A 17,912-nucleotide genomic window follows, 5' to 3' on the forward strand; every position below is an offset into this window, starting at 1 on the left:
AATCCGGTGAGAGGTTGTTATGCCTGAATTACCGTTACAGCTCAACAGCCTGGATGTAAATCCGACTAAATAGCAGACGGGCCGAAGCCCGTCGTGAGCCTTACTTCTCTTGCGGAAAAATCAGGTTAAGCACGATAGCGGTAATCCCACCCGCCGCAATGCCGGAAGAGAGCAGGGTTTTCAACCACTCAGGCGCAAATTGCAGGATCAGCGGCTGCTGCGATACGCCCAGTCCTACCGCCAGCGACAGCGCGATAATCATAATTGCGCGACGGTTGAGCGGCTCGCGTGACACGATGCGCACGCCGGAGGCGGCAATGGTACCAAACATCACAATGGTGGCACCGCCCAGCACCGGCTCAGGAATATGCTGCACCAGTCCACTGACCGCCGGGAACAGGCCCAGCACAATCAGCATCAGCGCCACCACAAAGCCGACGTAGCGGCTGGCGACGCCGGTTAACTGGATGACGCCGTTGTTCTGGCCGAAGCAGGAGTTGGGGAAGGTATTGAACAGCGCTGACACGCAGGAATTAAGGCCGTTAGCCAGCACGCCGCCCTTCAGACGCTTCATGTAGAGCGGACCGCTCACCGGCTGCTCGGAGACATCCGACGTCGCGGTGATGTCGCCAATGGTCTCCAGCGAGGTCACCATAAACACCAGCATCAGCGGAATCAGCAGGTTCCAGTCGAAGCCCAGCCCGTAATAGAGCGGCGTCGGCACCGCAATCAGCGGTTGATCGGCTGGCGTGCTGGCGGCGGGCAACATATTCAGCGCCCAGGCCAGCAAATAGCCGACCGCCATCGCGATTACCAGTGAGGCGACGCGCAGATAGGGATTTTTCTGGCGATTCAGCAGCACGATCACCAGCAGCACCGCACCTGCCAGCAGCAGATTTTTCGGGGCACCAAAACTGTGGTCGGCGATGGCGCTAAAGCCGCCGCCAATCGACGTCAGTCCGACCTGAATCAGCGACAGACCAATAATCATCACCACGATCCCGGAGACCAGCGGCGTAATAATCCGGCGCGCCAGATGCAGAACGCGTGACAGCACCATCTCAGTACAGGAGGCGACCATCAGCGTGCCAAACAGCGCCGCCATCATGGCAGGCACATCAGCACCGCCATTTTTCAGCGCCATCCCGCCCATAATCAGCGGCGTGACGAAGTTAAAGCTGGTGCCCTGAATCGATAACAGGCCTGAACCCACTGGTCCCCAGGTTTTGATTTGCAGCAGCGACGCCACGCCCGACGCGAACAGCGACATGCTGATGATGTGCTGGGTATCCTGGGCAGGCAAGCCCAGAGCCTGACAAATCAGCAGGGCAGGAGTGATCACGGCAACAAACATGGCTAACAGATGCTGACCGGCGGCGAACAGCGTTTGCGGCAGCGGTGGGCGATCTTCAAGACGATAGATCAGTTCACTGTGATGGGTAGAGGGTTGATCTGGCTGCGGATTGGTGGACATCTTCTACTGTTCCCGAAAAATAGTGTGGCGATTGTAATCATCCGCTGGCTAAAAGCAATCGTTTGCCCGGCGAGGATAAAAAACGCCGATCAGACGTTGGTGTAACGGGTGTTCTCCGGCAGCCAGCGTTCAATCAGGGCGCTGGCCTGTTCCGGATAGTGCTGGTGGATATGTCGCGCCACGCGCTGGACTTCAGGCACCATCGCCTGGTCACGCAGTAAATCCGCCACTTTGAACTCGGCGTTGCCGGTCTGGCGGGTGCCCAGCAGCTCGCCAGGCCCGCGAATCTCCAGGTCAAACTGCGCAATCACGAAGCCGTCATTGCTGTCACGTAACACCTGCAATCGCTTCTGGGCGGTTTTGCTCAGCGGGGCTTTATAGAGCAACACGCAATGCGAGGCAACCGCGCCACGGCCGACCCGTCCACGCAGCTGATGCAGCTGCGCCAGGCCTAACCGCTCCGGGTTCTCGATAATCATCAGGCTGGCATTGGGCACGTCTACGCCCACTTCGATCACCGTGGTCGCGACCAGCAGTTGCAGCTGATTGGCTTTAAACGCCTGCATCACCGCCTGCTTTTCAGCCGGTTTCATCCGGCCGTGTACCAGACCGATATTGAGGTCGGGCAGTGCGGTTTTGAGGGCTTCCCAGCTGGCTTCCGCCGCCTGCGCCTCCAGCAGGTCCGACTCTTCAATCAGCGTACAGACCCAGTACGCCTGACGGCCTTCGCGACAGGCATGCTCGACCCGCGCAATGATCTCATCGCGGCGGGTATCGGGAATGGCGACCGTGGTAACCGGTGTGCGTCCCGGCGGCAGCTCATCAATCGTCGAGGTATCGAGATCGGCATAGGCGGTCATCGCCAGGGTGCGGGGGATCGGTGTTGCCGTCATGATCAACTGATGCGGATGGAAGCCCTGTTCCTCGCCCTTTTCCCACAGCGCCAGGCGTTGATGGACGCCAAAACGGTGCTGCTCGTCGATAATCACCAGCGCCAGACCGTTAAATTGCACCTGCTCCTGGAACAGCGCATGGGTGCCGACCACCATGGCAACCTGTCCGCTGGCAATGGCATCCTGCTGAGCCTGACGTGCTTTTCCTTTCTGTTTTCCAGCCAGCCAGCCGACTTCAATCCCCAGCGGCGCAAACCACTGGCGGAAGTTGCTGGCGTGCTGTTCAGCCAGCAGTTCAGTCGGGGCCATCAGGGCGACCTGTTTACCGTGCGCAATCACGTTCAGCGCTGATAATGCCGCCACCAGCGTTTTACCGGAGCCGACATCGCCCTGCACCAGCCGCATCATCGGGAAGTCATTGGCCAGGTCATGCTCGATCTCTGCCACCACCCGCTTTTGCGCGCCGGTGGGCGAGAACGGCAGCGCGGCCAGCAAGCGATCGCTCAGGTCATGGCGCGCCGGCATCGGCAAGGCGTAATAGCGCTGCGCACCGGCGCGTACCGCCAGCATGCTGAGGTTATGCGCCAGCAGCTCTTCCAGAATCAGACGCCGCTGTGCCGGATGGCGACCGCTCTCCAGTTCGCTCAGTTTGAGATCGGGGGGCGGACGATGCAGCGTGCGTAGCGCATCGGGCAGGCTGATTAAGCCGCCGCTCAGCTCCTGAGGCAGCAGCTCGGCAATCGGGCAACTCTCCAGCAGCGTCAGCGCCTGATCGGTGAGATTACGCAGCGTAGCCTGTCGGATGCCTTCAGTGGTGGGGTAGACCGGCGTCAGCGTCTCCTCCAGCGCCACATTGCTGTGTTCGCCCTGGATACGGTACTCAGGATGGATAATCTCGGCACCGCGCTGGCCGCGTTTGATCTCACCGTAGGCGGTAACGCGACGTCCCGGTGCCAGGCTGTTTTTCATGCCGGCATTGAAGTTAAAGAAGCGCAGAGTCAGCACGCCGCTGCCATCGCTGATCTGACACACCATCATCCGGCGGCGGCCAAAAGTAATGTCGGAATGTAGCACTTCGCCTTCTACCGTGGCCCAGATACCGGGCAGCAGATCATCAATGGCGTAGAGTTGGGTACGATCTTCGTAACGCAGCGGGAGGTGAAGCAGCAGATCCTGAATGGTGTGCAGGCCAATTTTGGCCAGCTTTGCTGCCTGGCTGGCACCGACGCCGGTCAGGGTACTGAGCGGAATGGCATCCAGCAGGCGGCCTTTCATCTTTTACTTTTACCGGTTGATTGCATAGTGGCCCACCAGCTGGCGTCAGCCTCAATGTCACCTTCGGCGTTGATGCGCGGATAAGGCAAGCCTTTCTGCCGGGCGACGCGCGCCAGCACCGGAAAACCGCCTTCGAACAGCAGACGCTGCTGCTCATCCTCATCCAGCAGGCTGTAATCACGCTGGTAAAGGCCGGCGTTCTGCCGTTGGCGCTGGGCTTCATACAGGATCAGGGCGGAGGCCACCGAGACGTTCAGCGACTGCACCATACCGACCATCGGAATAATAATCTGCTGATCGGCCAGCGCCAGGGCTTCATCGGTAATGCCGGTTTTTTCCTGACCCATCAGGATGCAGGTGGGGCGGGTATAATCAATCTCGCGGAAGTCGACGGCGTCGGCTGACAGATGCGTGGCTAAAACCTGCATCTTCTGCTGTTTAAGCTGTGCTACGGCGTCGCCAATCGTGCGATGCGTCACCACCTTTACCCAGCTGTTGCTGCCGGCAGAGGCGGACGCCTGGGTGCGCATCCGCTGGCTCGGCCAGACCGCATGCACTTCATGAATACCCACCGCATCGGCGGTGCGGATCACTGCGGAGACGTTATGTGGTTTATGCACCTGCTCCATGCAGACCGTGAGATCGTGCTGGCGCAGCGCCAGCATCGCCTGAATTCGGGCAAAACGTTGATCGTTCATGCACTAATTACGGTTACGGTGAACTTTGATCACATCCGGCATCACGCGAATTTTACGCATGATATTGGCCAGATGGACGCGATCGCGGGCGGTCAGACGGATAAAGGCGCTGTAAACCCGGCCATCGCGCTCTTCGGTGTTCAGGCTCTGAATGTTAGAACCGGCAGTGTTAATCGCCGCCGTCAGATTGGCCAATGCGCCCTGATGGTTAAACATATCGACCTTAATTTCGGCCACAAACTCCTGCTCAGTCACTTTGTCCCATTCAACCGGCATGAATTTTTCCGGCTCTTTCTGGTAACCGCGAATGTTTCGACAGGATTCGTGATGCACCACCAAGCCTTTGCCGGGACTGACGTGCGCAACAATCGGATCGCCGGGAATCGGTCGGCAGCATTTGGCGAAGGTGATCAGCACGCCATCAGCGCCTTTGATCGGCAGCTTGCCGCGTTTGCTGTTGCTAATCGCTTTGCTGTCAGCCTGCAGCAGATTTTTCGCCACCACCACGCTCATTGCATTGCCAAGACCAATCTCCGCCAGCAGATCATCCAGCGAGGTCAGCTTCATGCGATCCAACTCCTGCCTGATATTCTCAGGTGGGATTTCCGCCAGTTTACGACTACCGCCCAGCGCATGGCTCAGCAGGCGACGGCCCAGATTGACCGAGTCTTCGCGTTTGAGGTTTTTCAGTAACTGACGGATTTTGGCGCGGGCTTTGGAGCTGACGACAAAGTTAAGCCAGGCGGCGTTAGGTCGGGCGCCCGGTGCGGTGATGATCTCAATCGTCTGGCCGCTGGCCAGTGACTGCGACAGCGGATAAGGCTGGCGATCGACACGAGCGCCAACGCAGGCATGGCCAATATCCGTGTGCACCGCATAGGCGAAATCCACCGGCGTGGCACCTGTCGGCAGCTCAACGATGCGGCCTTCAGGCGTGAAGACGTAGATCTCATCAGGGAAGAGATCGGACTTCACGCTTTCAATAAATTCAAACGAACTGCCGGCGCTCTGTTGCAACTCCAGCAGGCTTTGCAGCCAGCGCTGAGCACGAATCTGTGCCGTGGTGCCACTTTCGCCCGCCTGTTTGTAAGCCCAGTGCGCAGCGACCCCCATTTCCGCCATCTGATCCATATCCTCGGTGCGAATCTGCACTTCAACCGGCACACCATGTGGACCGATCATTGAGGTATGGAGCGATTGATAGCCGTTCGCTTTGGGGATGGCGATGTAATCTTTGACCCGGCCCGGACGCGGCTTATATAAGCTGTGCATCTGGCCCAGAACGCGATAGCAGGTATCCAGATCTTTCACGATAACGCGAAAGGCATAGATATCCATGATCGAGTGAAAACGCTGCTCTTTCAGCGTCATTTTGCGGTAGATCGAGTAAAGATGCTTTTCACGACCGCTGACGCGGCAGGGAATGCCCGCTTCCTGCAGACGGCCATCGATCTCAGAAAGAATCTTCTGGATCATCTCTTTACGGTTACCGCGTGCCGCCTTCACCACCTCTTTGATCACCCGATAACGGTTCGGATAAAGAGCTTCGAAACCGAGTTCTTCGAGTTCTGTTTTGAGGTGATGAATACCCAGACGATGCGCCAGAGGACTGTAAATTTCCAGCGTTTCCAGCGCGATACGGCGACGTTTATCCGGGCGTAATGCGCCGAGGGTGCGCATATTGTGAGTGCGGTCAGCCAGCTTGATGAGAATGACGCGGATATCCTGCACCATCGCCATAATCATCTTGCGGAAGTTCTCTGCCTGAGCCTCTTTCTTGTCGCGAAATTTCAGCTTATCCAGCTTAGAAACACCTTCGACCAGCTCCGCAACGCTCTTACCGAAGAGTTGTTCCATATCCTGGTAAGTGGCGGGCGTATCTTCGATTACGTCATGCAGCAGCGCGGCCATCAATGTTTCATGGTCGAGCTTCATTTCCGCCAGAATACAGGCCACGGCAACCGGATGGGTGATATAAGGCTCACCGCTGGAGCGTGTCTGTCCCTCGTGGGCATCACGTGCGACAAGGTAAGCTTGCTGGAGGCGCTTGATATGCTCCTCTGGCAAGTATTTTTCAATCAGTTGATTGAGGCTTTCAAACAGATACAAGGGTGACCTGCAGGTGGCTGTTAACGACGACCTTCAGCGATAGCGGTAACGGCCTGTAATTCAGCGGCTTCCTGCTCTTGCTGTTCCTGACGATCACGCACATCTAAAATCTGATTGGTGACCAAACCTTCTTCGATTTCGCGCAGAGCGATAACGGTAGGTTTATCGTTCTCTTCCGGAACCAGCGGATCTTTGCCGCCTACCTGCATCTGACGTGCACGACGTGCAGCGACCAACACCAGGTCAAAACGATTACCAACTTTTTCTACTGCGTCCTGAACGGTTACGCGTGCCATAGGTGTGCTACTCCACAGATGAAGAAATGACTGGGCATCATACTGAAACTGAATTCAGACTGCCAACAGTTTGCTGATTAAAGCATCATGACGCGCCTTCTGACGCGCCATACGCAGACGTTCTGCGCGAATAATGGTTTTCAGATCGGACAGCGCCAGATCAAAATCATCATTCACAATTAAATAATCATATTCGGCATAGTGACTCATTTCCGCCACGGCCTGTGCCATGCGGCGGGTGATCACCTCTTCGCTATCCTGGCCACGGCCGCGCAGACGGCGATCGAGCTCTTCTTTCGAAGGCGGCAGGACAAAAATACTCCGGGCGCTGGGCATTTTGGCGCGAATCTGCTGCGCGCCCTGCCAGTCGATGTCGAGAAATACGTCAACACCGGTCGAAAGGACCTGCTCAATAGCCTGGCGTGAGGTGCCGTAATAATTGTCGAAAACTTTAGCATGTTCGAGGAAAGCGTCTTCCGCAATCATCTTCTCAAATTCATGTTTTTCAACAAAAAAATAGTGTTCGCCATGGGTTTCACCCGGCCGCATGCCGCGGGTGGTGTGCGAAACAGACACCTGCGTATCATACAACGGCTGGGTCTTTAACAGAGCCTGAATCAGGCTGGATTTACCTGCGCCGCTGGGAGCAGAAACAATATAGAGCGTGCCTTGAGCCATGGTTTTCTTGAATTGATTAAAAGCGGAGTCGATTTCCTGCACAGTATACACAGCTTCCCGGCGCCACGCAGCGTTTGCGCAGCGGCAACGGCTAAACTTTTGCGCGTTGCTGCGCAAATCAGTGTCGACTGAACGTAATGAGTGACGGATTACGCGGCGATCTGTTCCGGATTGGATCACTGTCTCTGGCTGACGCTTACGTCTCTGTGTTGAATGACGCAAAACGTCAGGAGACACATTATGAAAGGATTTGGCGGATTGCTGGTTGTCCTATTCATTGCGGTGATGCCCGCTTACAGCGCGATGTGTCCCGCCTGGACACCGGCGCGTGCAGCGACTGAAATCGGCCAGCTGCAGCAGCAACTTCAGCACTGGGATCAGGCTTATTATGGGCAGGGCCTTAGTGCGGTCAGCGATACGGATTACGATAATCTGCAGTCGCGCCTCAACCAGTGGCTGCACTGCTTCCGTTCTCCCCAGGCAGGTTACGCGGCGCAGCTGCCTGATAACGGTGAGCATCTGCATCCTGTAGCCCATACGGGGGTAAAAAAGCTGCCTGACAAACTGGCGGTGGCCTACTGGATGCAGGATCGCCACGATTTGTGGGTCCAGCCCAAAGTGGATGGGCTGGCGGTTTCATTGGTCTATCGCGATGGCCGTCTGGTTTCACTGTTGAGTCGTGGCGATGGGTTGCGCGGTGAGGAGTGGCTGAATAAAGCCGCCCTGATTCCTGCCATTCCCCAACGAATAAACAGCGATCGCGCGGAGATTGTTTTGCAGGGAGAACTGTTCCTGACGATGACCGATCACCATCAGGCGGAGGACGGCGGTAAAAACGCTCGCTCAAAGGTCGCCGGTGCCATGATGAGTAAACAGCCTGTTCCGCTGTTATCGCGCCTGAATATTTTTATCTGGGCATGGCCGGACGGCCCGGCGCAGATGCGCGATCGGCTGGCACAGCTGAGTCAGTGGGGACTGGGCATGGCCGCGCAGTGGAGTCAGCCGGTCAGGGATGAAGAACAGGTCGCGAGCTGGCGTGAGCGCTGGTTTCATGACGGGCTGCCGTTTGTCACGGACGGCGTGGTGATTCATCAGACGTCGCGGCCTGCCGGCAAAAACTGGCGACCCGGAGAGGGAGAATGGGCGGTTGCCTGGAAATACCAGCCGCCTGAGATCGCTACCGAAGTGCTATCGGTCGATTTTCCGATTGGCCGCACCGGGAAAATTGCGGTGGTACTGAATCTGCAACCCGTTCAGCTGGATGATAAAACGGTCAGGCGGGTGAATATTGGCTCGCTGCGTCGCTGGCGGGAAAGCGACGTTATTCCAGGCGATCAGGTGATTGTGAGCCTGGCCGGCCAGGGGGTACCCCGGCTGGATCGCGTTATCTGGCGGGTAGTGGAGCGTCAGTACCCGCAGCCACCCGACGAAACGCGTTATTCCCCGCTGAGCTGTTATCGCTTTAGCGCCGCCTGTCAGAAGCAGATGCTGGCGAAACTGCATTGGCTGAGTCGAAAGTCGGTGCTGAATATTGCGAATGTGCAGCGCAATACCTGGCTGAAGTTGCTGGAAAGCGGCAGCATGCCGCATCTGTTTTCCTGGCTCACCTTAACGCCTGAACAGATCGCTATGGCGGCAGGCATCTCTTCCGTGCGTGCCGGACAACTCTGGCACCGTTTCAATCTGACCCGCCAGCAACCGCTGCGACGCTGGATTAGCGCACTGGGCGTTTCACTGCCCCGCAAAGCCGCGGATGCGCTGCCCGATCAATACTGGGACGACCTGATACAACGGGATGCGGCGGCATGGCAAACTTTACCGGGCGTCGGCGCTGCGCTGGCTCAGCGCCTTGTCGACCAGTTTCACCATGCTGGGCTGCAATCACTGATCGCCTTTTTGCAGCAGCAGGGCATTCCTGCCGCCTCAGTGTTCCGGGTGGGGATAGTTGAAAATCGGCAGGCCGAGGCGGAAACGCAGCGCCAGTAAACGGGCAAAAAAACCGAACAGCAGCGTAATGATGATCACCGCTTCGTGCGCCAGCGTGGTTTTCAGCAGCAGGATGTACATCCAGCCTGAAACGAAGGCGATACCCGCATACAGCTCTTTCTGAAACACCAGGGGAATGCGGTTGCAGAACATATCGCGCAGAACGCCGCCGAATACGCCGGTAATTACGGCGCTGATGGCGGCAATAATCATTGCATGACCGGAATCCAGCGCAACCTGAGCGCCAATAATAGAGAAAACCACCAGGCCAAGCGCATCCAGTACCAGGAACACTTTGCGCAGATGCGTCATTAACGGCGCAGTAAAGGTAGTGATCACCGCAGCAGCGGCAACAATCATGATGTATTCGGGATGTTTAACCCAGCCCAGCGGATAGTGACCGAGCAGAATATCGCGAACTGAACCGCCGCCAATCGCGGTGACTGAGGCGATGATGATGACGCCGAACAGATCCATCTTACGGCGGCCAGCAGCCAGCGCACCGGTCATGGCCTCGGCGGTGATGCCGATGATGTAAAGAACAGTCAGTAACATAGCAGGCTCCAGTTAGACGGCGGCTAGGCTAAGGTATAGCGTAATAAACGGCGACTGAGATTTTATGGTGTCAGGCGGTTGGGATTAGCTCAGTTTATGGCTGAGTCATTTAAAATCAGACATATCAGCTAAGCGGCTGGAGGCGTGTCCCGTTATGGATAAGAAAAATTCATCAGCCGTAATCCACCGAGCGAGGTGTTATCTCTGCGGTTCACTGAACCCGGAGTAGCAGGCTGTACGACAGAGGTCTCTGTCATCCTGCTTCAATCTGAAATAGCGGTGAAGAGCGGACGCTGCGTTCTGGCACATATCGGTACGCTGACTGCGATGAGTACGGTTGAGAACGGGAAGGGCGTGCCTGAATGGTAAAGCGGGAATCCGATACGACGGCATTAGCCTGGTTTATTAATGCCCGACAGCGGGTGCAGGGATTTTATAACGTCATCCGTGGGTCTGCAGGTCAGCGAGAACGATTATTCTCAGCCGCGGAATAATGCCGTACATTAAAAAAAGAAAAAGCGTGCTGGTTCACAGCACGCCAACGCATCCCTGAGGATGCTCAGAGCCCACCATACAGACTTGCTTTATTATTTGTTTCTTGCACGAATCTGAGAGAATTTTTTCAGGCTAAAACGGTATTCCGGTTGGAACCATGAACGACCATAGTAGCAATAAATCAGCATGCGAATTGATGCCATCGCCAGATAACCCCAGATTGCGCAGAGTACTGAGGGAGTCAGCCAGACGGTAAATAAAGTGACGCTCAGCCCGGCTAATACCGAAGAGGTTTCAGCAAATGCGATACGGGTATATTGTTTTTCACGTTGTAATATTGCACGGTACTGCTGACCCTGGGGGATAATAATAAACACCACAGACACCATCTCCAGCATTAAAGCCAGTTCAGGCTGATCAAACATCCGATTAAGCAGATGGCTGCTGACAAATAACAGACCAAACACCGCTGCACCCATCAACATATTGCCCCAATACAGGATCGAGAGATCGTTGATAGAGAGCATACAACGGCGGATTATCGTATTCGAGAAGCCCCGATCGGCCAGGGTATCGATAGCCAGTAACGCCAGCACTGCAATGGCCAGCAGGTTCAGTTCATTTGCCTGCAGAATTTGCGCCAGTAAAGAAAGCTGCAACACGCCAATGCCAATAATCTTAATCGAAGAGAGGAGAGACCATTTTGCGCTATTCAGACTGCTTTCACGTATTGCCATAATATGCTCGTTAGAGTAGAGGTACTCTGTGAGAATTAAATGTTCGTGTAACGGCAATGAGGTTGCTGTGACACCGTTAGTTAGTGCAACTTTTCCGGCCGAAGTCCTGAAATACCTTGCCAGGCTTGCCATGTTATTATGGATTCAATCAAATGATGCTCGGATAAAAAATAGATATCCCTGGAATATTCGCGGTTTCGTGTCATGGCGGAATCTCCCGCTGTTAATAAGAAGTCCGCCAGATCACGAATAAATCCTGTTGTAGTTTTATATTCTCCTGCCAGCATCCTGCCGGCAATCTCAACAAATTCTTTTTCTGATAACAAAGGATAGGTCGAGCGGTCCATGTCTTTTTTCCTGCTTTATCATTATGGGTATTGCTGTGTGTGGAGTGATTTATACATTGTTTTATTTAAATTAACACCATAAGAAAACTCTGATAACGCGACCGCAGGAATTAATGGTTTCACTCTATGCATGATAAATATTAAATACCTGACAGCAGCGTAATAAATATTTATTAAGGATTAATGTATATCACCGGCAAAGGATGCGACGGGTGTCTGAAAAAACGGCATGAAATCAGGCATTGCAAGGGAGGTTGTGGTGATACTGCCAGGAGTTTTCCTGGCGACAATGCTTAAGCATAACTGTTGATAGATTGATAAACAGTACAGGTAATCAGCTAAGGGCTTTATGCTTTTTGACGCAATATTTTTGTATTTTTTTTCATTAACGGCCAGCCTTAAATACAGCAGAAAAAACGCGCTAACTCCTTGATTTACTGAGTCAGCAATTGATTGAGCTTTTCGAGATCTTTGCTAACCCATTCAATATCCTGCTTAAATTTTTCTTCTGAGGTTAATGGCTGGCGGTAGACCGTCACCACCACTTCGGCACCCTGTTCGTTAGCGATCACCCGCATCGGCATATAAATCTCTTTGCCAAAGCCGGTGTCAATCCAGTGATCCATTACGCCAAACGGATTATGGGGAGTGAAGCGAATCTTCACCGTGCCTTGTGGTCCTTTGGCGCGCCAGCGATTTCCTTCAGGTTCGAAGGTGCTGCTGGTTAAGCCGGATGCCCATTTTGGAAAGAACTCGGGTTTCCAGATGGTTTCATATAGATCTAACCAGTGTCGTGGAATCGTCAGGCTCAGAGTACGAGAGGAGAGCATGTTACCTCCGGCAGGGTAGCGGAAAAGGGCATTAAAGCATGCGGCTACGCCAGGTAAAATGTTGCGACGACAGAAGTGTGGGGTGGACAGGGTTTCGTACAAACCGCAGGCAACAACGTGGGCTGTTGCCTGCGATGCAATCAGATGAAATTGCCGCGCGCGGAAACGGCGTGTTGCTCTGCATCACCCTGTTCATGGCGCAGGATAAACGCATCTGATTGCGCCATCACCGCACAGCTGTGGTTCGGGAAGATGCGCACTAAGCTGCCGACTTCAGGGCGGTGCTGCGGACAGAGCAGAAAACCATGCTCTTCGGATAGTTTGGCGATTTCATAGGTCTTGCCGATTGCATCAACCGCGATGCCGAATCCGCTGGCGTTGGTGCCGTGAGGGCCTTTATCTGAACTCAGCATTTTCGAGCCGGCATCTATAATCGCGAAATGCTCGTTTACCGCCACTACCCGGCTGATCACACTCAGCGCCAACTGGTCGACCCGGCTCAGGCCGAGGCGGCAGGCGGTAAGATCGAGCAGTGCATAATTGCCGGGACGGATTTCATCAATGCCGGGAGCAACATTAGCTGCCAGCGCAGTGGGGGTGGAACCGACAGAGATCGGACAGTCGGTAAAAACCGCAGCCTGAAGCGTCGCCTGTAGCTGCTGCATCAACGCCGCCTCCTGGTGGGCAATCTCCGCGATGGCTGCCGGGTTGCCGGCGCCATAGGCGTGGCCGGCATGAGAGATCAGCCCGGCAAAACGTAATCCTTTCTCTCGCAGCGCCTGTGCAATCACTACGGCCTGATCGGTATGCGGATTAACGCCGATACGATGTAATCCGACGTCAACTTTGATCGCCACTGACAGGTCGCAGTCGGGTTGCTGTTGCCTGGCATCCGCAATAGCCGCAACGCCCTGTAGCGTATCGGCAATCAGGGTGATTTTCGCCTGATGCTGTACCGCCAGGCGCAGTAGTTCTGCCACGCTCTGCGCCTGCACCACCGGATAGGCCAACAGCAGATCACGAATGCCGCCCAGAATAAAACTGACACCTTCACTCGGTTTAGAGACCGTTACGCCCCGGGCACCCAATGCCAGCTGACGCCGGGCAATCCAGACGCTTTTGTGGGTTTTGATATGAGGACGAAATGCGACGCCGGCTGCATCAGCCTTGCGCTGCATCTGTTGCAGGTTCTGCTCCAGACGCGCTGCGTCTACTTCGATGTAAGGTGTCAGGCGGTCATCAATCAGTGGGCGCTGCCACTGCTCAGCGGTATTGATATCCATATGATATTTCAACTCTGGCTTGCGGGTGAGTATTCATCATTCCTCAAATAGAGGTCTGATGCCAGCGCGTCATTCAAAGCTAAGAGCGTGGGGGTCGTGCAGTGAGACGCGGGAGAAAAGGGAGCGGTGAGCGGAGGTTGGCTGCGAGATAAAACAACAAAGCAGGCGCGGGGCCTGCTTTGGGATCGGACTCAGACGTAGAGTGATGCTTCACCCGGCGGACGGGTTTTAAAGCGGCGATGCAGCCAGAGGTACTGTTCTGGTGCGCGCAGAATCTGGTTTTCGATCACCTTATTCATATAGGCAGCCGCAGCCGACTCGTCGGTGTGAGGATAATTTTCCAGCATCGGTTCGATAATCAAATGGTAGCCATCGTTACCAGGATTACGGATCAGCATAATCGGCACCATTGCCGGTTTAGCCAGACGCGATAACACGAAGGTGCCGTTGGTGGTTGCAGCTTTCTCCACGGCAAACAGCGGAGCGAAGGTGCTGCCTTTCGGGCCGTAGTCCTGATCGGGCGCAAACCACACTGATTCACCCTGCTTCAGCGCATGCACCATACCGCGCAGGTCGCGGCGATCGATCATCGCTTTATTAGAGCGCATCCGGCCTTTGGTCTGAACATACTCCATCGCCAGATTATTGTGTGGACGATACATCGCCATCATTGGCTGACACAGACCACTGATGCGACCGCCCAGTTCCAGCGACATAAAATGCACGCCAATCAGCATCACGCCACGCTTTTCATTCTGCGCAGAGTGTAAATTTGCCAGACCGGAGACGGTAAACAGGCGTTTGACCGCGCGATCGGACCAGAACCAGGCAATGCCGGTTTCGGCCAGCGCCATGCCCAGTGAAGCAAAGTTGCCCGCGATCATTCGCTCGGTTTTCTCTTCACTGATACCGGGGAAGCAGAGTTCGATGTTGCGACGGGTAATGCGCTCGCGGCGCTGCAGGAAATGACGGGAAATTTTACCGGCACCGGCACCAAGGCGCATAAGAACAGGGTAAGGAAGCTGAACCAGCAGCCAGAGTATTCCCAGGCCGAACCAGGTAAACCAATAACGCGGATGCAGCAGCGAACTGCTAAATTTTCCGGTGTTTTTCATTACTAACCTTCATGAGATAAATGGATGTATCGCATAAAGAACACTTCCATAAGTCTCCAGGCGGTACAGCTGTACTGATTTCGACCAACACTTTATCAAAAAGTGCCTTGAAAGACAGGTAATACCAGGAATCTACAGGATTGACCTGTTTCATGGATCGACGGGAAAAGGGGCTAAAAAAAGAGGTTTTAGGAAAAATAATAATTAAATTCAGCCAGTTAATCGAAACGTAGATAAAAATTTTTCCATGAATTTTTGGGCTGGCAGAACAGTCTGGAAATTATTATTTATCTAACTTTACGTAATTATTACGCGGATAGCGCCGAAAAAGTGACCAGCAGGCAAAAAGGCGTTATCGGCTTTTGAGGCAAATCGCTTAAAGGAAACAAAGCGCCCCGGCGGGCGCTTTGATAAGGGAAACGTTACTCGATATTCTGGATCTGTTCGCGCATCTGCTCAATCAGCACCTTCAGCTCAATCGCGGAGGTCGTGATTTCTGCATTGATAGACTTCGATGCCAGCGTATTCGACTCGCGATTAAACTCCTGCATCATGAAGTCCAGACGACGGCCAACTGCCTCTTTCTTCTTCAGAATGTTATAGGTCTCTTTAACGTGAGCATCCAGCCGGTCCAGCTCTTCGGAGACATCAACACGCTGCGCCATCATCACCAGTTCCTGCTCAAGGCGATTATTTTCCAGCTGCACTTCGGCATCTTCCAGCTTGGCGACCAGCCGTTCACGCTGCCATTTGATCACTTCAGGCATCTGTGCGCGGACTTTGCTGACTTCCTGTGAGACGCCTTCCAGACGCTGCTCAATCATCGCTTTCAGTGCGGTACCTTCGCTTTCGCGTGCCGCAATGAAATCATCCAGCGCGCCGTCCAGCGCCTGCAACAACTGCTGGTTGATCACGTCCAGGTCCTGCTCCTGAGCAGACATCACACCCGGCCAGCGCAGAATATCCAGCGGATTAATCGCGCCTTCATCGCTTTGCATCTTCACCCAGTTAGCGGCCTGCACCAGCTGTTTCGCCAGCGCTTCGTTCAGCATCAGTTCGCCCTGAGCACTGGGATCGGCATCATAACGCAGGTTGCACTCAATCTTGCCGCGCGTCAGACGCTGGCGAATGCGCTCGCGGATCACCGGCTCCAGTCCGCGGAACTGCTCCGGCAGACGGATATAGGTTTCCAGATAACGTTGGTTCACGGAACGCAGCTCCCAGGCGGCGCTGCCCCATTCGCCTTTAGCTTCGCGGCGGGCATAAGCGGTCATACTGCGGATCATAAGCGGTACTCATTTTCGGAAAGATGAGGGGAAGTATAGCGAGGGCAGCCACGGCATAACAGGCATAAGCGTCTCACGGCGAAATAACGAATCATTTCCGCTTTATACCACAGGCACTTATGATGATGGCTGGCCGACTATGTGAGGATGCCGATCTATGTTTCGCGTTATTGCTGTTCCCGTTGCGCTGGCTCTGATGCTGGCGGGTTGTCAGGCTCCCCCTTCACCGCCAACTAAACCCCAGCCGATTTGCGCCGGCGGTGACGTCATGATGCAGACCACGCTGTGGTTTGGTCTGAGCAAGCCACAGGGGGGAACGGTGAGTTCACTTGAGTGGATGAACTTCGTGGATAACGAGGTAACACCACGCTTCAGAGCGGGGTTATCGGTATATGACGCCAGGGGACAGTGGCTGGGCGACAATGGCCAGCTGGCGCGCGAAAACAGCAAAGCGCTGATGCTGATCCACGGCTTTGATTCGACTGCGAATGCCAATATTGAAGCGCTACGCACCCTGTATAAAAAGCGCTTTGGTCAGGAGTCGGTGATGCGGGTTGATGCACCCGTCTGTGTCGGGTTCTGAGGCGGGAAACGGCGGCAGACTTGCCGCCGTTGGCTATCAGATAAACAGACCGGCAAAGGCGGCCGACAGCAGGCTCACCAGTGTCGAGCCGTACACCAGTTTCCAGCCAAAACGTGAGACCACGTTGCCCTGCTGCTCGTTCAGTCCCTTGATCGCACCCGCTACAATGCCAATAGAGGCGAAGTTAGCGAACGAGACCAGAAACACCGACAGAATACCCAGTCCGCGTGCGCTCATGCCTGACGCGACTTTTTGCAGTTCAATCATCGCCACAAACTCATTCGCCACCAGCTTGGTCGCCATAATACTGGCCGCCTGCAGTGCATCGGCAGTCGGAATGCCAATCAGCCAGGCAAATGGATAAAACAGGTAGCCGAGCAACTGCTGGAAGCTGTAACCGAACACGGCGGCAAACAGCGCATTCACGGCCGCGATCAGCGCAATAAAGCCGATCAGCATTGCCAGAATAATCATCGCCACTTTAAAGCCAGCCAGAATGTATTCACCCAGCATCTCAAAGAAGCTTTGATCTTCATGCAGTTTATCGAGAGCGATGGGCTGCTGATCCTGGCTCTTCATCGGGTTAATGATCGACAGGATAATGAAGGTGCTGAACATATTAAGCAGCAGCGCCGCGACCACATATTTGGCTTCGATCATCGACATATAAGCGCCAACAATCGACAGCGAGACGGTGGACATTGCGGTCGCCGCCATGGTGTAAAGCCGGCGCGGCGGAATATCGCCCAGAATACCTTTATACGCGATGAAGTTTTCCGACTGGCCGAGGATCAGCGTGCTGACGGCGTTAAAGGACTCCAGCTTACCCATGCCGTTAATTTTCGACAGCAGGGTCCCGATAAACCGAATCAGCAGCGGCAGGATGCGCCAGTGCTGCAATATGCCGATTAAGGCCGAAATAAACACAATCGGGCAGAGGACGCCGAGGAAAATAAATGCCAGCCCCTGTTTGCTCATCCCGCCAAAGACGAATTCTGTGCCCTGTGCGGCAAAGCCGAGCAGTGTTTCAAAGAAGCCCGCCACCGATCCGACCAGCGCCAGGCCACTGGCTGAATGAAGAAAGAACCAGCCGAGTGCGGCTTCTGCCACAATCAGCTGAACGATATAGCGCAGGCGAATCTGTTTACGGTCATGACTGACCAGCAGCGCAAGGGCAAAGATCACCCCCAGCGCCAGCAGGAAATGAAGAATGGCGGCCATAATTTATTTAATCAGAGAGAAAGGAACGCGCATTTAGCCACAGTCAGCCGG

Annotated in this window: 16 protein-coding genes; 2 read left to right on the plus strand and 14 right to left on the minus strand. The window is 54.7% G+C overall.

From position 1 onward, the window contains the following. Nucleotides 1-100: 100 nt before the first annotated feature. The 6 genes from ACLIBF_RS00515 to gmk form a co-directional block, all read right to left on the minus strand. A complete protein-coding gene (locus ACLIBF_RS00515) occupies nucleotides 101-1,474 on the minus strand; it encodes a nucleobase:cation symporter-2 family protein (protein ID WP_094106101.1) in 1,374 nt (457 codons plus the stop codon). Nucleotides 1,475-1,563: 89 nt separating this feature from the next. Continuing rightward, entirely contained in the window at nucleotides 1,564-3,642 is a 2,079-nt protein-coding gene (gene recG, locus ACLIBF_RS00520; RefSeq protein WP_031375165.1) for an ATP-dependent DNA helicase RecG, read from the minus strand. Further along, entirely contained in the window at nucleotides 3,639-4,340 is a 702-nt protein-coding gene (gene trmH / locus ACLIBF_RS00525) for a tRNA (guanosine(18)-2'-O)-methyltransferase TrmH (RefSeq protein ID WP_031375164.1), read from the minus strand. The genes recG and trmH overlap by 4 nt, the downstream gene beginning before the upstream one ends. A 3-nt stretch (nucleotides 4,341-4,343) precedes the next feature. Beyond that, nucleotides 4,344-6,449, minus strand: coding sequence for a bifunctional GTP diphosphokinase/guanosine-3',5'-bis pyrophosphate 3'-pyrophosphohydrolase (gene spoT / locus ACLIBF_RS00530; RefSeq protein WP_031375163.1), 2,106 nt, complete (start codon nucleotides 6,447-6,449; stop codon nucleotides 4,344-4,346). Nucleotides 6,450-6,469: 20 nt separating this feature from the next. Beyond that, complete coding sequence (gene rpoZ / locus ACLIBF_RS00535) at nucleotides 6,470-6,745, minus strand: DNA-directed RNA polymerase subunit omega (protein WP_003851346.1); 276 nt, start codon at nucleotides 6,743-6,745, stop codon at nucleotides 6,470-6,472. Nucleotides 6,746-6,799: 54 nt separating this feature from the next. Next, nucleotides 6,800-7,423, minus strand: coding sequence for a guanylate kinase (gene gmk / locus ACLIBF_RS00540; RefSeq protein WP_031375162.1), 624 nt, complete (start codon nucleotides 7,421-7,423; stop codon nucleotides 6,800-6,802). Between the two features lie 240 nt (nucleotides 7,424-7,663). Between gmk and ligB the strand changes: the two genes are divergently transcribed. After that, complete coding sequence (gene ligB, locus ACLIBF_RS00545; RefSeq protein WP_279810174.1) at nucleotides 7,664-9,409, plus strand: NAD-dependent DNA ligase LigB; 1,746 nt, start codon at nucleotides 7,664-7,666, stop codon at nucleotides 9,407-9,409. On the opposite strand, the gene ACLIBF_RS00550 is transcribed toward ligB, so the two are convergent. The 7 genes from ACLIBF_RS00550 to ACLIBF_RS00580 form a co-directional block, all read right to left on the minus strand. Then, the gene (locus ACLIBF_RS00550) at nucleotides 9,347-9,964 is read right to left on the minus strand and encodes a trimeric intracellular cation channel family protein (protein WP_031375160.1); all 618 of its coding nucleotides are present in this window, start codon (nucleotides 9,962-9,964) and stop codon (nucleotides 9,347-9,349) included. The two genes, ligB and ACLIBF_RS00550, sit on opposite strands and share 63 nt — an antisense overlap. 587 nt (nucleotides 9,965-10,551) lie before the next feature. Beyond that, complete coding sequence (locus ACLIBF_RS00555; RefSeq protein ID WP_031375159.1) at nucleotides 10,552-11,196, minus strand: oligosaccharide flippase family protein; 645 nt, start codon at nucleotides 11,194-11,196, stop codon at nucleotides 10,552-10,554. Nucleotides 11,197-11,276: 80 nt separating this feature from the next. Then, nucleotides 11,277-11,543, minus strand: coding sequence for a hypothetical protein (locus tag ACLIBF_RS00560; RefSeq protein WP_031375158.1), 267 nt, complete (start codon nucleotides 11,541-11,543; stop codon nucleotides 11,277-11,279). Nucleotides 11,544-11,977: 434 nt separating this feature from the next. Further along, entirely contained in the window at nucleotides 11,978-12,373 is a 396-nt protein-coding gene (locus ACLIBF_RS00565) for a hypothetical protein (protein WP_046289511.1), read from the minus strand. A gap of 140 nt (nucleotides 12,374-12,513) precedes the next feature. Next, nucleotides 12,514-13,656 (minus strand): alanine racemase, encoded by a 1,143-nt coding sequence (locus tag ACLIBF_RS00570; protein ID WP_031375157.1) that lies wholly within the window; start codon nucleotides 13,654-13,656, stop codon nucleotides 12,514-12,516. A gap of 191 nt (nucleotides 13,657-13,847) precedes the next feature. Continuing rightward, nucleotides 13,848-14,771: a kdo(2)-lipid IV(A) palmitoleoyltransferase gene (gene lpxP / locus ACLIBF_RS00575; RefSeq protein WP_031375156.1), complete on the minus strand. Its 924-nt coding sequence runs from the start codon at nucleotides 14,769-14,771 to the stop codon at nucleotides 13,848-13,850. Nucleotides 14,772-15,193: 422 nt separating this feature from the next. Beyond that, nucleotides 15,194-16,057 carry a YicC/YloC family endoribonuclease gene (locus ACLIBF_RS00580; protein ID WP_031375155.1) on the minus strand — a complete coding sequence of 288 codons (864 nt, stop codon included), beginning with the start codon at nucleotides 16,055-16,057 and terminating at the stop codon, nucleotides 15,194-15,196. A gap of 157 nt (nucleotides 16,058-16,214) precedes the next feature. On the opposite strand from ACLIBF_RS00580, the gene ACLIBF_RS00585 reads away from it, so the two are divergent. Beyond that, entirely contained in the window at nucleotides 16,215-16,640 is a 426-nt protein-coding gene (locus tag ACLIBF_RS00585) for a DUF3574 domain-containing protein (protein WP_031375154.1), read from the plus strand. 36 nt (nucleotides 16,641-16,676) lie between these two features. Here the strand turns inward: ACLIBF_RS00585 and ACLIBF_RS00590 are convergent, their stop codons facing one another. After that, nucleotides 16,677-17,861 (minus strand): NupC/NupG family nucleoside CNT transporter, encoded by a 1,185-nt coding sequence (locus ACLIBF_RS00590; RefSeq protein WP_031375153.1) that lies wholly within the window; start codon nucleotides 17,859-17,861, stop codon nucleotides 16,677-16,679. Between the last annotated feature and the right edge of the window lie 51 nt (nucleotides 17,862-17,912).

It is taken from the genome of Pantoea sp. PGP6 (assembly GCF_053474785.1).

Coding starts and splice junctions, on each gene's coding strand:
- ACLIBF_RS00515 (WP_094106101.1), bottom strand. CDS start 1,474: ATGTCCACCAATCCGCAGCCAGATCAACCCTCTACCCATCACAGTGAA.
- recG (WP_031375165.1), bottom strand. CDS start 3,642: ATGAAAGGCCGCCTGCTGGATGCCATTCCGCTCAGTACCCTGACCGGC.
- trmH (WP_031375164.1), bottom strand. CDS start 4,340: ATGAACGATCAACGTTTTGCCCGAATTCAGGCGATGCTGGCGCTGCGC.
- rpoZ (WP_003851346.1), bottom strand. CDS start 6,745: ATGGCACGCGTAACCGTTCAGGACGCAGTAGAAAAAGTTGGTAATCGT.
- gmk (WP_031375162.1), bottom strand. CDS start 7,423: ATGGCTCAAGGCACGCTCTATATTGTTTCTGCTCCCAGCGGCGCAGGT.
- ligB (WP_279810174.1), top strand. CDS start 7,664: ATGAAAGGATTTGGCGGATTGCTGGTTGTCCTATTCATTGCGGTGATG.
- ACLIBF_RS00550 (WP_031375160.1), bottom strand. CDS start 9,964: ATGTTACTGACTGTTCTTTACATCATCGGCATCACCGCCGAGGCCATG.
- ACLIBF_RS00555 (WP_031375159.1), bottom strand. CDS start 11,196: ATGGCAATACGTGAAAGCAGTCTGAATAGCGCAAAATGGTCTCTCCTC.
- ACLIBF_RS00560 (WP_031375158.1), bottom strand. CDS start 11,543: ATGGACCGCTCGACCTATCCTTTGTTATCAGAAAAAGAATTTGTTGAG.
- ACLIBF_RS00565 (WP_046289511.1), bottom strand. CDS start 12,373: ATGCTCTCCTCTCGTACTCTGAGCCTGACGATTCCACGACACTGGTTA.
- ACLIBF_RS00570 (WP_031375157.1), bottom strand. CDS start 13,656: ATGGATATCAATACCGCTGAGCAGTGGCAGCGCCCACTGATTGATGAC.
- lpxP (WP_031375156.1), bottom strand. CDS start 14,771: ATGAAAAACACCGGAAAATTTAGCAGTTCGCTGCTGCATCCGCGTTAT.
- ACLIBF_RS00580 (WP_031375155.1), bottom strand. CDS start 16,057: ATGATCCGCAGTATGACCGCTTATGCCCGCCGCGAAGCTAAAGGCGAA.
- ACLIBF_RS00585 (WP_031375154.1), top strand. CDS start 16,215: ATGTTTCGCGTTATTGCTGTTCCCGTTGCGCTGGCTCTGATGCTGGCG.
- ACLIBF_RS00590 (WP_031375153.1), bottom strand. CDS start 17,861: ATGGCCGCCATTCTTCATTTCCTGCTGGCGCTGGGGGTGATCTTTGCC.